Annotated in this window: 9 protein-coding genes; 1 reads left to right on the top strand and 8 read right to left on the bottom strand. The window is 59.9% G+C overall.

The genetic code is table 11. The annotated features are described in order from the left end of the window. Positions 1-83: 83 nt before the first annotated feature. Together DFP86_RS14835 and DFP86_RS14830 are read right to left on the bottom strand one after the other, a co-directional pair. Positions 84-1,379, bottom strand: a complete 1,296-nt coding sequence (locus DFP86_RS14835; protein ID WP_208108351.1) for a HipA domain-containing protein — start codon at positions 1,377-1,379, stop codon at positions 84-86. Between the two features lie 37 nt (positions 1,380-1,416). Further along, positions 1,417-1,665 (bottom strand): helix-turn-helix domain-containing protein, encoded by a 249-nt coding sequence (locus DFP86_RS14830; protein ID WP_133682610.1) that lies wholly within the window; start codon positions 1,663-1,665, stop codon positions 1,417-1,419. A gap of 212 nt (positions 1,666-1,877) precedes the next feature. On the opposite strand from DFP86_RS14830, the gene DFP86_RS14825 reads away from it, so the two are divergent. After that, complete coding sequence (locus DFP86_RS14825) at positions 1,878-2,858, top strand: hypothetical protein (protein ID WP_133682608.1); 981 nt, start codon at positions 1,878-1,880, stop codon at positions 2,856-2,858. A 19-nt stretch (positions 2,859-2,877) separates the two neighbouring features. On the opposite strand, the gene murJ is transcribed toward DFP86_RS14825, so the two are convergent. From murJ to DFP86_RS14795, 6 genes are all read right to left on the bottom strand, one after another. Further along, positions 2,878-4,455, bottom strand: a complete 1,578-nt coding sequence (gene murJ / locus DFP86_RS14820; protein ID WP_166642287.1) for a murein biosynthesis integral membrane protein MurJ — start codon at positions 4,453-4,455, stop codon at positions 2,878-2,880. A gap of 82 nt (positions 4,456-4,537) precedes the next feature. Continuing rightward, the gene (locus DFP86_RS14815) at positions 4,538-6,430 is read right to left on the bottom strand and encodes a collagenase (RefSeq protein WP_243729411.1); all 1,893 of its coding nucleotides are present in this window, start codon (positions 6,428-6,430) and stop codon (positions 4,538-4,540) included. A gap of 163 nt (positions 6,431-6,593) precedes the next feature. Continuing rightward, positions 6,594-7,730 (bottom strand): YncE family protein, encoded by a 1,137-nt coding sequence (locus DFP86_RS14810; protein WP_133682606.1) that lies wholly within the window; start codon positions 7,728-7,730, stop codon positions 6,594-6,596. A 23-nt stretch (positions 7,731-7,753) separates the two neighbouring features. Beyond that, entirely contained in the window at positions 7,754-10,885 is a 3,132-nt protein-coding gene (locus DFP86_RS14805; RefSeq protein WP_133682604.1) for an efflux RND transporter permease subunit, read from the bottom strand. A gap of 27 nt (positions 10,886-10,912) precedes the next feature. Beyond that, positions 10,913-12,007 carry an efflux RND transporter periplasmic adaptor subunit gene (locus tag DFP86_RS14800; RefSeq protein WP_133682603.1) on the bottom strand — a complete coding sequence of 365 codons (1,095 nt, stop codon included), beginning with the start codon at positions 12,005-12,007 and terminating at the stop codon, positions 10,913-10,915. Continuing rightward, complete coding sequence (locus DFP86_RS14795) at positions 12,004-13,488, bottom strand: efflux transporter outer membrane subunit (protein ID WP_166642286.1); 1,485 nt, start codon at positions 13,486-13,488, stop codon at positions 12,004-12,006. Before DFP86_RS14795 ends, DFP86_RS14800 begins: the two co-directional genes overlap by 4 nt. Positions 13,489-13,982: the final 494 nt, after the last annotated feature.

Here is a 13,982-nt window from a genome sequence, read left to right as displayed (position 1 = left end):
GAGAATTTAAAAATAGAACATGAAAAATGATTATGCCAATCACTTAGATTAAGCAATTTAACCCATTGGAATGGCATCGCGGCTTAGAGCGATTCGCGCAGGCGGCGCGCGGCATGCACCACCCCTTGCAGAATAGGTTCGGCAATGGCGACGGGAAAGCCGGCGGGCAACTGCTTGCGTAGGCGCGCAGATACCGGCACGGCTTGTGCCGCGATATCGAGAATCAGGCGCTCGATGTCTTCGCGAGGCAAGGCGCAGGCTCGGGCGTGCGCCAACCACTGTGCACCGTCGAGCACTCGCCAACACGGCGGTAACGGCGTATCGGATAAACCCAGCGCCGGCCGGATCAGTTCGGGAGCGAGCTTGCCCGGGCCGCTGCCCAGCAGAGGATAGGCCGAAAGGACGCCCAGTGGCACATCGAGCCGAAAGCGGCCGCCGGGCAGTAGGCGTACCGCAAAACGACGTGCATGGGCGTCGAAGGCGCACAACAGCCAAAAAATCAGCATTGCCCGCAGCAGCGCCAGGCGATCTGCGCCGGCGTCGCTGCTTCCCAGCATGAAGCGGGCGATGGCGCCCGCACTCTTGCCGCCGTGAATCTGATACTTCATCTCGGGTGCCAGGCCGAATGCCTGGCAAATATCTTCGCGCGGCAGGCCCATCCAGTAGCCTTGCTCGGCCTGCCAACGACGGTCGGCGCGTTCGACCAGCAATGCGCGTTGCGCCCCCAAGTGGATCAGTTCGCACCCTGGTAGCGGAACATCGAATGCCTTGGCGATGCGCTGGCACAGCCAGGCATTTTCCAGTGAGCCGTTCAATGCGAAGCCACTGTCGGCATGTCGTTCGGTCGGCAGTTTGAGTAGATGCGTGCTTAATGCGCCATGGCCCGGCATTCGCCACTTTCCCTGGTGCCAGACCAGAGCTGTTTTATCCTGCGCGCCGGATAGCGCCACGGCGGCGAGCGGCCCGGTATCGCCGGCTTGCGCCGGGCTTGCGCGTAGCGCCGCCAGCAACGACTCCACATCGCGCGCATCCAAGAGCGGCGCGGCTTCCGGCGGTGCGAGCGGGGGAGGTTGATCGTCGCGGGTGATCTGAATGGCACCGGGGCAGTCGAGCCCGATGTGCGCTAACAAATCGAACGAGGAGGCGCTCGGCGCACCGAAATGTAGCCGAAGTCGCTGGCGTTGTAGTGGCTGTTCCGGCAACAGATTGTCGAAAAAACGGCTGACCGGCGCGCCGTGCCATGGATCGTGGGCCGATCGTAGCGGTAGCGACAGCGACAAGGGTCGGCAGAAGGGCGATTCGAGCCAGTGCGCGTCGTACTGGAAACGATGGCCGGCGGCTTCGGTGAAATGCCAGTACCCGACCAGTTCGCGATTCATCCAGACATGCAGTCGATTTTGACCTCGGCGCGCCATGTCACCAATCTCGCAAGTCGTGCAAAGCACCGCCACGCTTGTCGCGCAGCATCAACTCCAAATCCAGCGCGGATAGCACTTGCAGCAGACGCTCGACACTCGACTGGCCGGTATGGTTTTCCAACGCGGAAATCGCTTTTTGTGCGATGCCGATGCGATGGGCCGCCATGGCCTGAGTCAGAGCGCGAGCGCGACGCCAATTGCGCAATTCGGCGCCCAAGTTTTGCGACGAGGAGATGGACTGAGACATGATCTAATCCCTTTAAGCAGATAAATTATGTTTAGTATTTTTAAGGGATAAAACAAGAAGAAATTCTTGCCCTTTCGTGCAGTCAGGGGGTGAGGCTCCATGCGCCTCAATACAAGTCCATGTCAGTCGCGTCCGAATTCGTGCTGAGCAGGAACGACCTTTCGACACCGATGCCTAGGCTATTTCGGGTAAGAAAGGACGTGGATATGGTCATGCACTTGCGCCGGATGGGCCTTCTGGCTCTCGGCCTGTCTCTCGCGGCGACAGGCGCCCAGACCGAGTCGTTGCGGGTGGTCGTGCTGGGCGATATGCCTTACTCCAGCACGGAGGAACGGGCATTGGCGGGGCCGATACGCCAGACCATCGTCACGACGCGGCCCGCTTTCGTGGTGCATATCGGCGACTTCAAAAACGGTCAGACAAGTTGTACCGATGGGTTGCTGACGGAGCGGCGGGATCAGATTTATGGCTTGTTGCCCGGGCGCGTGTTCTACACGCCGGGCGACAACGAATGGGCCGATTGCGATCGCTCGGTGTTGGATAACCCCATGTCGGAGTTATCCCGGTTCGCCTATCTGCGCCGGATTTTCTTCGATGAACGTCCAATGGATTTGCCGGCGGCATGGGCTTACCAGCGCCAGGATCTTTTCCCGGAAAACGCCCGCTGGCGACAAAACAATGTGCTGTTCGTGACGCTCCACTGGATCGGCACCGGGAACGGCCGCAAACAGGTGCTTCGCGACGATGGCGATTTGGCCATGGCCTTGGTCGAAGCGCGCGAACAGGCGAATCGCGTTTGGCTCGACGCGGCGTTTCAGTCGGCCAAGTGGACGCGGGCCGGCGCACTGGTGGTACTCACGCAGGCCGACAGCACGGCCGAGACGGGAAAGCCGCACTGCGCCAAGGGGCATGACGAGGGTTGCGATCCATTCGCCGCGTTTCGCACGCAGCTTGTCGCGCGTGCCGGCGAGTTCGGGCGGCCAGTGCTACTGGTTCATGGCGATACCGCGCCGTACTGTTGGGATAAGCGTTTCGGCGGCGAGACGGCGCCCAATCTCTGGCGCCTCAACGCATGGGGGGATTTTCGCACGCCACCCGACGCGACCGAAATCGCCATCGACGCAGCGAACGGCGCAGAGCCGTTCGCTGCCATCACCTTGTTGGGTCGACGGCTGCCGGATGTGCGCTGTTAGCAGGGGCGCGGCGACCGGATCAACGGGCGAAACGGCGTAATACGCGGGCAAGCAGCGCCCGGCACTCGTCGATGCCGAATAGCCAGGTCAACAAGAAATACAGCCCGCCATAGGTGCCGAGTACCAGCATTGCCAGCAAAATTGGATGCCCACCGCCGAACTGTAGCTTGAGTACCCAGGCAAAGGCGGCGCTGGCCAATGCCAGCCCCCAAAGATTGATCATCAGGCCGGCGGGTAGCCCGGTATGACCGATGCGCGCATTCAGTTTTCGGCGCAAAAGCATAAATTCGACCCAGCCGGCCATGCCGGCCGAGGCGGTCAAGCCTGCCGCGCCCCAGCGCGGCGCGAGGCCGAGTACCGGGGTGACCAATAAAACGCAGCCCACGCCCAATACCGTGGTCAGCAGTAGCCGGATCAGCGCGAAACGCAAGGGCGAGCGGGTGTCGCGCAGTGCGTAGTAGGTGGAGGCATACAGCCGGCCCAGGGTGGTGGCCAGCAGGCCGACGCCGGAGCCGGCGATGATGCCCCAAACGTAGAGTGTATGAGCGTGGGTGAATTTACCGGTCTGGTATAAGGCGGCGGTGATGACGTCGCCCAGCGCGAAAAAAGCCACGGCGGACGGTACGATGAAGAAAGCAATGCGGCGCAGGCCGGCATTCAGCCGTGTGGCCAGCGCGGCATAGGTGTCGCGGTCGTGCGTTGCGCCGACCGCGCTCGACATGGCGGGTAGTTCGGCGGCGGAAACCGCCATACCGAATAGGCTGACCGGCAGCATATTGATCGAGGCTGCCGTGGTCATGGCGGCCATCGCGCCTTGGCCCAACAGCGACGACAGTGCCTGATCGACATAAGCGCTGATCTGCACCACGCCGCGGCTGATGGCCACCGAGCCAAAATTACGCACCACTTCACGCACATGGCGCGAGCCGGTGTCGAAATTCAAGCGCAAATGCGTGGTGTAACGTAGCACCGGCGGCAGTTGGATCAGGAACTGCAGCGCGCAACCGGCGACCGTCCCCCACGCCAGGTAGACAGCCAACTGTTCCTGACCGGCATGACGGAAGATCAGCAAGCTGGCGATCATCGCCGCGTTCCATACTACCGGCGCCGAATAGGACAGAAAGAATTTGCGATGACTATTGAGAATGCCCAGGCACCAAGCCGAGCAGACCAGAAGGCCGGTGCCGGGGAACAGGATGCGAACGAGCAAAATCGTCAATTCGCGCTTGGCGCCGCCGTAGCCCGGGGCGATCACCCATAGCAGCCAGGGGGTGGCCAGGATGCCGATCAGCACGATGACCGAGATGGTCAGCGCGAGTAGGGCGCCCACGGCGCCGGCGACATGGTCGGCCTCCTCATCCTTGCCTTCGGCCAGCAGCCGGGCGTACACCGGAATGAACGAGGCCGACAATACTCCTTCGCCAAACAGATTCTGAAGGAAGTTCGGCACGCGTAGCGCGGAACTGAATGCATCGGCGGTATCCGACAGGCCGAAGTAGTGGGAGAACACCCTCTGGCGCACCAACCCCATGATGCGACTCAACAGAATGCCTATGCCCACCAAAAAGGCGTGACGGCCGGTGTTGTCCCTTGCCATGCTCACAGTTCCGAAAATAGAACGCGAGAGTGTAGCAGAACGGGGAGGGTGACCGGAACATCCTCCCCCATGCAAACCGTTGCTAATGATGTGCGGCAGATGTCCGTTTGGTGTCGAGCGTCGCCACCCACTGGGCGAAAGCGGCATCGTCAGCGGATCCCATGGAACGCATCAGTGCCTGGTAGTCGTCATATTGCCCGTTGCGGAACAGGTTGACGATTCGGTCGACGGTGTCCGGATGCTTCTCGAACATATAACGGGTCGCCAAGTAGCCCCAGTTGTAGGCGCGGTTGACGTAGTCCGGCATGGCGTAGGTGTTGCCGAATATCTGACTCAAGGCATATTGTCCGGTTTTGCCGGCGGCGATGGCCTTGGGATTGTCGTTGCGCTTGGAGAGGTACTCCGCCAAGCCCTCGATCCACCAGACGGTGGGTACGCGCGTACTCTGGGCGAAGTCGCCGTACATGTCGAAACGCCCGTCCAGGTAATGCACATACTCGTGCTGCAGGTTCCAGACCACGAAGTTCGGGCGCAGCCAAGATGCCTCATAGGCGATGAAGCGCGCCTGATTGGCCGGATCGGTCGGATTGCCTTCCTCATACATGCCGCCGTTGTTGGTGTCGATGCCATAAAAGACCGAGGCGTACTTGGCATAGTTGTCGTAGTCGTCGAACACCACGACTTCGAGTGTTGTGTTGCGATCGTCTGCGACGGGCTTGTTGCCGGTCTTCAACCGTTGATGGAAATAGCGCTCCTCTTGTTCCATCAGTTGGCAGGCGCTCCAGAACTGCGGCACGGTCAGTTCTTGCGCGCGCATCTTGATCGTTGGGCTGCAAGTGTAGCGCTTACCGAGTACGGCATCGGCCATGCGGCTCTCGAAATTGCAAGTGCCATAATCGGCGCAGTGCGCGTTATCGTAATACTTGATCGCTTGGGCCGCGGCGAGCCAAATCTCGTTGTCCGGGCCGGTCATGCTGCTGGCCGCCAGTAGACCGCGCGCCTCGTCCGCCAGTACCGTCTTCAATGCAGGGTATTGCAGAAAGCGCATGCTTTCGCGCGCGGCGTCGCCTAGCAGGAACGCACTCTCGGTGCCGAGTAACCCCGCCCGATTGTTAATGACGAACTGATACAGCGCGGCGGCATAGCTCGGATCGCTGGACAGGGGCGAGGCGCCGCGGTAATGCGCCATGTAGAACACCGTTTGCACCGAGGTCATGGCGCGGGCCACGCTCGATTCGCGTACCGCACGCACGGCGTCGGGATTTCCCGGCGTGGCGGTGTAGCGACGTACCAGCTGACGCATGTCGTCGAGAAAGTTCAGCTCGTCGTGCATATTGGAAATCAGCAAAACCGCCTCCGCTGCCGTGGTGGGGTTTTGTGCGTTGGGCTCGAACAGCGCCGAGCCCTGCATCAGCTTATGTAGACTGGGTCGCAGCGTTTGCTGTGGCGCGGTTGGAAGGGCGGGCAGGGTGTTTTGTCCGGCCAGGTAGTAACCGGCGCGCAGATAGAGTGTTAGCAGTACCAGCGACGAGCTGCTGGCATTGTAACGCTGCGCCTCGATAGAGAACTGCCGTGCCACGGCATTCAGGTTTGTCGGTTGATAGATGGTGCTTGCTTGCGTGGGCGATAACGAGAACAGACCGTATACGCATTCGGCATCCGGCAAGGACATCAAATAATTGGCCAGTGCGGCGCCGCGGTAGCCGGCCAGCAGGTTGACGTCCTTGCATTCGGGCGTGGCCGCGCGCGGAATGCGTGCGCGATTCGGACGGCCGACAATGCTCTTGCTGTCGGGGAGCCAGTATTTTGCTTGGTCGGCGGTCGGCGGCCGCGTATGCCAAAGCCGTGGCGGCGCAAGTTGTTTGCCGTCGCCATGCCGGATTGGCGTGCTGCCTGGCTCAGGCGCGCCAGCCAGGGCGGTAGGTAGCCATAGCGCGGTCAGAAGGGTAATGCCGATTAGGCGCAATAGGGGCACGATATGTCCTTTGTGTGAGGAGTGAGCTACACAGTCTAGGAATAATCGCGCGCGACGATGCCGCCCCAAATGACAGACGCCGCCTGGCTTTTGGTCGGGTGGCGTCTGTCCGGGGCGCTATGCCATCCAGTCGCGGATGGCGTGCGCCATTTGAAGTCTGATATTAGCGATGGTCGCGGTTGTCGAAAATAATCAACCAGTCGTCATACGGCGCATAAACCAACTCGCGTTCGTCAACGGTGACGGATTCGGTATCCATTCCTTCGGGCATTTTAAATTCTGCAACCTGTTGTTCGGTGTTGGTGTCGAAAACCGCAATTTTTGTGCCGCCAGCCACAACAACGTATAACAAATCTTTGGTTTTGCTAACGCATCCCGCCCTAATCTCACCGTCAATGTTTTCCGCAATATTGCTGATAAAGTGGTGAGTATTAACATCCACTACCTGAATTTTATTGCGACCAAATAGGTAGGCTCTACTGCCTTCGGGGTTGAAGACGATATCGTCGATCTCGGCGGTAGTGTCGATGCCAGTAACGGTTCCAATGTAGTGAAGCCTTTCCTCTTCGTTGTAGCTATAAGCGAAAACCGTGTCGTGTTCGTTGTCCCAGTCTTCGCCCGCTTTATGGCGAGCGGCATAAACGATGACTTTATCCGTTGCGGCGCCCGAGGTGGCATCCAAAGAAAAAACGGGTGCGGCCAAGTAATCGCCCGGTTCGTTGTTTGCGCTAAAGCTTGCGCCATTGGACATTTCGTAGCATTGAACTTTGGAAAAATTGGCGAGCAACAATTCGTTATACGTTTCCACGGCAGAGTCATAAATCATGGCGATGCCGACATCGATTTCCGGTCCTAAGTTTTTATCGACCGGGAATAAATACCTCTGGTTTTGATTGCTACAGTCAAAAACAAATAAATACCGCCAATCGGTGCCTTCAAGATATTGAAACAGTCCTATCGCAACTAAAGCGGTATCGCCATTGTGTGTACTGTCGTGGATCACTGTGGCAATAGATCTTGTAGAGGTATACGGTGCGATAGGATGAGGGTTCAGCAAATTGCCATGAAAGCTGGAGCTGAACTGAAAGTGCCCTAAAACGTTATATTGCGGGTCTTGACTGCCTGGGCCCGGAGGGGCGACTCTCACCATCGTGACATGGCTTTTCCCCAAGCAACTCAGAATTAATTTCTGCGTGGCTTGGTTGTAAACGATCTCGCTCGCTCCTGTGCCGCCGCCTAGCGCAACGATTTTCCAGGCATCGCCTTGGCTGCCGCCTTTGGTGTTAAATGGTGTCGACATTTTGCCTCCATGCCCGGTAATGACTAGGTTTCATGCTTGCCGGCGGTACGCCGCTCGCGCCACGACATGATCACCACGTACAACACCGGCACGAAAGCGACGGCCAGCAAGGTCGAAGCCAGCATGCCGCTAAACACTGTCAGACCGATCGAGACGCGTGCGGCGGCGCCGGCGCCTTTGGCCAGCACCAGCGGCACCACGCCGAGGATGAAGGCGAACGAAGTCATCAGAATCGGGCGGAAACGTCGGCGCGATCCCTCTAGCGCGGCATGCACGATGTCGTGCCCTTCATGGCGTATCTCTTGCGCCACCTCGACGATCAGAATGGCATTTTTGGCCGACAGGGCGATCAACAGCACCAAACCGATTTGTACGTAGATGTTGTTGGCTAGCCCAACCGCCCACAATACGCTGACCGTGCCCACCAACGACATCGGCACCGCCAGGATGACCGGTATGGGTAACCACCAGTTTTCGTATTGCCCGGCAAGAACCAGGTAAACCAGCAAAATCGCTAAGCCGAACACTAGCGTCACCGAGCTGCCGACCAGTTTTTCCTGGTAGGACAGCGCGGTCCATTCGTAGCCGATGCCTTGCGGCAGCACTTCCGCCGCGGCCTCCTCCATGGCGGCGAGCGCTTGGCCTGAACTGTATCCCGGCGCGGCCATACCGTTGAGCGTGGCGGTCGGGTACATCTGGTATTGCGAAACCAGTGCCGGACCAGTCACCGGCTGCGCCGTCAGAAACGACCCCACCGGCACCATATCCCCGTTCTTGTTGCGCACGGTTAGCGCCGCGATCTGATCGGCGCGCGAGCGGAAGGACTGATCGGCTTGAACGTAGATGGTGTAGTTTTGGCCGAACTTGGAGAATTGCCCGACATAGGCCGAGCCCAAATAGCTCTGTAGCACATCGTAGACGTCGTTGACCGCCACGCCGAGCATTTCGGCGCGCGCCCGATTCAAGGTCAACTGCAATTGCGGTACCTGGGTGCGCAGCGGTGTGAACACGGCTTGGATTTCCGGGCGCATCTTGGCGGTGACGATCAAGCGCTGTGCGGCGGCGGCGAGCTTATTCAAGTCGCCGCTGCCATCGGTCAGCTCCAACTGCATCTGGAAGCCGCCCGACATGCCAAGCCCGGGAATCGGTGGCGGCACCAATACCAGTGGCTGGATCTCCGGCACGGTGGCGAGCCGACGGTTGAGTTCGGCATATAGCGAGCGCAGATCCTGGCCTTTTTGCTTGGCGCGTTCGTCCCAATCCTTGAGTGTCAAGTACACCAGGCCGGCATTGGCCAGCGAGGCATTGCCGTCCAGCGGCGAGATGCCGCCGATGGTGATGACATGTTCGACGCCGGGCAGCGCGCGGGCGATGCGATCGACTTCTCCCAACGCCTTTTCGGTGCGTTGAATCGACGCCGCATCCGGCAACTGCACCGCCACCAGCAGATAGCCTTGATCCTCGGTGGGGATGAAGCCGGTCGGAAGCAGAGCCAGACCGACGATCGCCAAGACGATCAAGGCCAATGCGACCAGTGCGCTGATCTTGCGTGCGGCCATCAGGCGTTCGATCAGACGCGCGTAGCGCGCCTCCAGCGGAAAGTAGAGCCGATCGAAGGCGCGGTAGAAGGCGTTTTTTTGCTTGGCAGGGTCATGCGGGCGCACATATTTGACCGACTGGGTCGGTTTGAGCGTGATGGCGTTGATGCCACTGATCAGCGCGGTGGCGGCGATGACCAGCGCGAACTGCCGGTACATCTGGCCAGTAATGCCGGGGATGAAAGCGGCGGGCAAAAATACCGACATCAGCACCAGGGTGATGCCGATGATCGGCCCCAGCAGTTCCTGCATGGCGGTGATCGCGGCCTCGCGCGGCGTCTTGCCCGCCTCGACGTACTTGGCGACGCCTTCCACCACCACGATGGCATCGTCGACCACGATGCCGATGCACAGCACCAGGGCGAATAGCGTCAGCAGGTTGATCGAGAACCCCAAGGCAGCCATGGCGGCGAAGGCGCCGATGACGGTGATCGGCACCGTGGTGGCCGGCACCAGCGTGGCACGCCAGTCCTGCAGAAAGACGATGATCACCAAGAGTACCAAGATCCCCGCCTCGTACAGGGTTTGGTACACCTCGTCGATCGATGTTTTGACGAACACTGTCGTGTCGAACGGCACATCGTAGTGCAGCCCGGGCGGGAAGTCGCGAGCCAAGCGTGCCGTCTCGGTTTTGACCGCCAGCGAGGTCGCCAGGGCATTGGCGTCCGGCAACTGATAGATCGCCACGCCGGCGGCCGGTCTGCCGTCCAGACTGAAGGTTTGGCCATAGGTCTGGCTGCCAAGCTCAATGCGCGCCACGTCGCGCAGCCGGGTGACGGCGCCGCTGCTGTCGGTTTTGAGAATGATCGACCCAAACTCTTCGGCGGTGTTGGGGGCGCCGCTGAGATTGACCGTCAACTGCTGCGCCTGGCCCGCGGGTGCCGGCGGCGCGCCGATCTGGCCGACGCTGATCGGCTGACTTTGCTTATTGAGCTGGGCGATGACATTCGCCGGCGTCAGGCCGCGCTGCTTCATCTGCTGTGGGTCGAGCCAGACGCGCATGCTGTACTGACCGACGCCGAATACCGACACGTCGGCCACACCCGGCAAACGAACCAGGCGATCTTTGAGTTTCAAACTGGCAAAGTTACTGAGCAACAACGCGTCCATTTCCGGGCGCTCGGACGACAGCGTCACGATCTGCAAGATGTTGGTGGATTTTTTCTTGGTGACCACGCCTTGCTGCTGTACGGCGTTGGGCAATAGTGGCACGGCGGCGGCGACCCGGTTTTGTACCGCCACCTGAGCCTGATCGGCATCAGTGCCGACGGCGAAGCTGACTGTCAGGGTGTAGCGACCGTCGTTTGACGAGGTCGACTGCATATAGAGCATGTTTTCCACGCCGTTGACCTGCTGCTCGATGGTCTGCGCGACCTGTTGTTGCACGGTCAAGGCGCTGGCACCGGGGAAACGAGTGGTGACCTGGACTGTCGGCGGCGTCAGTTGCGGATATTGCGATACGGGCAGTCCGAACACCGCCACGGCGCCGATCAATACGATAATCCAGGCGATGACGTTGGCCAGCACCGGCCGATCGATAAAGAACTTGGCGATCATCTTGTTGTGCTTTCCGTCGAGGTGCGTTCAAGACGCAGGAGGCAAGTTGCCGGTTTTGACGTTGACCTTTTGTCCGGGCCCGACGCTACTAAGCCCTTCCGTGATGACACGGTCGCTCGCCATCAGCCCTTGCGCGATTTCCCGCTGTTGTCCGACTTGGACGCCGAGCTTGACGTCGCGGCGCGCCACCTTCGTGTCGTTGTCCACGATGTAGACGTAGCTGCCCAGTTGGTCGGACAACACGGCGTTGATCGGCAACAGTAGCCCGGGGTGGGGTTTGCCGACGTCGATCAACACCTTGCTGTACAGCCCGGGAATCAGATGCAGATCCCGATTTTCGAATGTGGCGCGCAATGACAATGTGCCGGTCGCGGCGCTCAGATTATTGTCGATGAAATCCAGCACCCCTTGTGCCGACGGCTCGGCTTCGCCTTGCAGCGCCACGCGCACTTTGAGGCTGCCGACACCGGCCTTGGATTGGCTGCCCTGTGCCGTACGCAGTTGCAATAGGTCGCGTTCGTTGATGGCGAAGTTGACGTAGACCGGCCGCAGGCGTTGCAGCGTCGCAAGCGTCGTGCCGCCCGGGCTCGCGCCGACGTAGTTGCCGATGTCGATAGTGCGCTTGCCGATCACGCCGTCGAACGGCGCACGCACCGAGGTGTAGTCCAGGTTGATCTGCGCGAGGCGTAAGTTGGCCTCGGCCTGCTGCTGGTTGGATAACGCCGACTCTACGCTCGACTGCGCGGTGGCATTTTCCTTGATCAGCGTCTGCTGGCGTTGGTACTCGGCGCGGGCCTGCTCAAGCTTGGCCTGGTTGAGCTTGACCGCTTGCAGATAAGGCTCTGGCTCGATCACGAAGAGTAATTGGCCCTGTTTGACCACCTGGCCCTCGGCAAACGGCGCCGATTGCAGATAACCGCTGACCCGTGCCACCAGATTGACCGAGGCGGACGGCGCCACTGTGCCGTCCAATTCGACGGTGTCGACGACGTCGCGCGCCAGCGGCTGTGCGACGGCGACTTGCGGCAACGGCGGCGTCGATGCGGGCGGCTTACCCGTGCATCCCAGGGCGAGCAGGGTGCTCAAAATCATCAGGGGAAAGGCGCGAAGTGTGAGTGTCATGGTGCGGATCCCTGGCTGTGCGGCAGTTCAAGCGCATCACCCCAGTCGGTGCGCGCGCGCATTTGTCGCGTGATGTCCTCGGAGAGCTCGGCGGTCAGCTTGCCGTCCCAACCGCCGCCGAGCGCCCGGTAGGCCTCGACGAACGATTGCAGCAGGTTGCCCTCTGCTTGGGCTAAGCCGTCCTCTACCTGTAGTTGCGACTGATAAGCCGATGTCACGGTGGTGAAGTCCGTTTCGCCAGCCTTATAGCGTTCCAGCGCCAATAGGGTGCTGCGCCTGGCGGCATTGCTCGCCGTTGTCAGGTTCAGCCGAGCGGCGCGATGACCGTCGATTGCCGACAGGGCATCTTCAACTTGTTGTTGGGCTGTCAGTACTTGGTTCTGGTAATTGAGGACCGCCTGTTGGAAGGCGGCATCCTCGACCCGCACCTGATTGACCAGCAGGCCATGGTTGAAGATCGGCAGCAGAAAGCCGGCGCTGGCACTGGTTACCGGGTTGTGCCACTTGAATAGATCGCTCAGGTGATTGCCGCCGCTGTCGGAGGATTGATAGCCGAAGCTGCCGCCGAGCGAAAAGCTAGGAAACAACGCCGCCTTGGCCTGGCCGATGCGCGCCGACTGTGCGATGGCGGCGTATTCGGCCTGCAGCACGTCAGGCCGGCGTTGCAGAAGATCGCGCGGGATGCCGGCGGGTACGCTGGCCGGCACGGAGGGCATGGGCACGGCATCGGCGTACTGCAGCCGGTAATAGTCGGGCGGCTGTCCTAACAGCACCGAGAGGGCATGTTGACTCTGCTGTAGCGCGGCGCGCAGCGTCGGAATGTTGGCGTTGGTTTGCTCGAAGAGTACTTGAGCCTGGCGCAGGTCTTGCTCGCTGGACGCGCCGGCGCGGAAACGGGCGTTGGCGATGCGCAGGTTTTCCGCTTGTTGCTTGAGATTATTGCTGGCGACCAAGAGTCGCTGTTCCAATGTGCGCACATTGAAGTACAGCGTGGCGATGTTGGCTTCGAGTGCCGCCATGGCCGCCTGATAAGCCGCGATGGTCGAGAGCCAACTGGCTTGTGCGCTTTCGCCACCTCGGCGCACCGCGCCCCACAAGTCCGGTTCCCACGCGGCCTGTAGGCTGATCTGCTGTGTGCTGCCGCCACCGGTTTTGCCTTGCAGCTGATTGGCCAAATCGGGTTTGCTGTAGTTGCGGCTCAAGGAAAGTTGTACGGCCGGCAATTCTCCGCTCTTGGCAATGCCGAGCTGGGCCTGTGCCTGGGCAATGCGTACCGCCGCGCTGGCGAGCGTCGGGTTGTTGTCGCGCCCTTGCTGCAATAGTTGTGTCAGACGTGGATCGTCGAATTGTTGCCACCAATCGGACAATTGTCGCTCATCGCCGGGTGCGTTGCCGTGCTGCCACTGGTTCTCCAGCCTAACGGCGGGGCGTTGATAATCCGGGCCGACAGCACAGGCGGAAAGGCCCAGTGCCGCAGCCAAGACGCATGGTAGAACACACGGCGTGCTGCGCGGTAAAGATGGAGGTTCGGATCTATTTTTCATATCGACCCTCAAGGCGTTTGGGTTATGCCATGCGATAAATCTATACCATACAGATGAGAAAATCATAGGACATACTTCTGGCGGAGAGGGATAGGTGTTCGTACGTAGTTAGCATGCGTGCACACCTACTGGCGCCGTCCTCCGCCGGCTCGCGGTATGTCACGTGGCGCCGACGTCACCATCATAATATATGTATATAAAATATCGGTTTGACAAACGATTATTCATGTCATAGCTTGATTTTTATCTGCTTATCAATCCGTTCTTCATAAAAAACAACAAGTTGTCACAAATGCGGATGGGCAATAGTCGTGCTGCCATCAATGTTTGTGCGGCATAAAATCGCCTAATTATATCCATTTGGCATATTTTTACTTCTAAGTATTTGGTTGGGGTGAGACTGATTGCTAGCCGTGCCCGCACCGATTCGG

It is taken from the genome of Paludibacterium purpuratum (genome assembly GCF_004363805.1).
Taxonomy (GTDB): domain Bacteria; phylum Pseudomonadota; class Gammaproteobacteria; order Burkholderiales; family Chromobacteriaceae; genus Paludibacterium; species Paludibacterium purpuratum.
The sequence above is the reverse complement of the archived record's forward strand: the minus strand, read 5'-3'. Positions and strand labels throughout refer to the sequence as shown.

What these genes read in the sequence shown, in the direction of transcription:
- DFP86_RS14805 (WP_133682604.1), bottom strand. Translation starts at nt 10,885, where the DNA reads ATGATCGCCAAGTTCTTTATCGATCGGCCGGTGCTGGCCAACGTCATC.
- DFP86_RS14835 (WP_208108351.1), bottom strand. Translation starts at nt 1,379, where the DNA reads ATGAATCGCGAACTGGTCGGGTACTGGCATTTCACCGAAGCCGCCGGC.
- murJ (WP_166642287.1), bottom strand. Translation starts at nt 4,455, where the DNA reads ATGGCAAGGGACAACACCGGCCGTCACGCCTTTTTGGTGGGCATAGGC.
- DFP86_RS14800 (WP_133682603.1), bottom strand. Translation starts at nt 12,007, where the DNA reads ATGACACTCACACTTCGCGCCTTTCCCCTGATGATTTTGAGCACCCTG.
- DFP86_RS14825 (WP_133682608.1), top strand. Translation starts at nt 1,878, where the DNA reads ATGCACTTGCGCCGGATGGGCCTTCTGGCTCTCGGCCTGTCTCTCGCG.
- DFP86_RS14830 (WP_133682610.1), bottom strand. Translation starts at nt 1,665, where the DNA reads ATGTCTCAGTCCATCTCCTCGTCGCAAAACTTGGGCGCCGAATTGCGC.
- DFP86_RS14810 (WP_133682606.1), bottom strand. Translation starts at nt 7,730, where the DNA reads ATGTCGACACCATTTAACACCAAAGGCGGCAGCCAAGGCGATGCCTGG.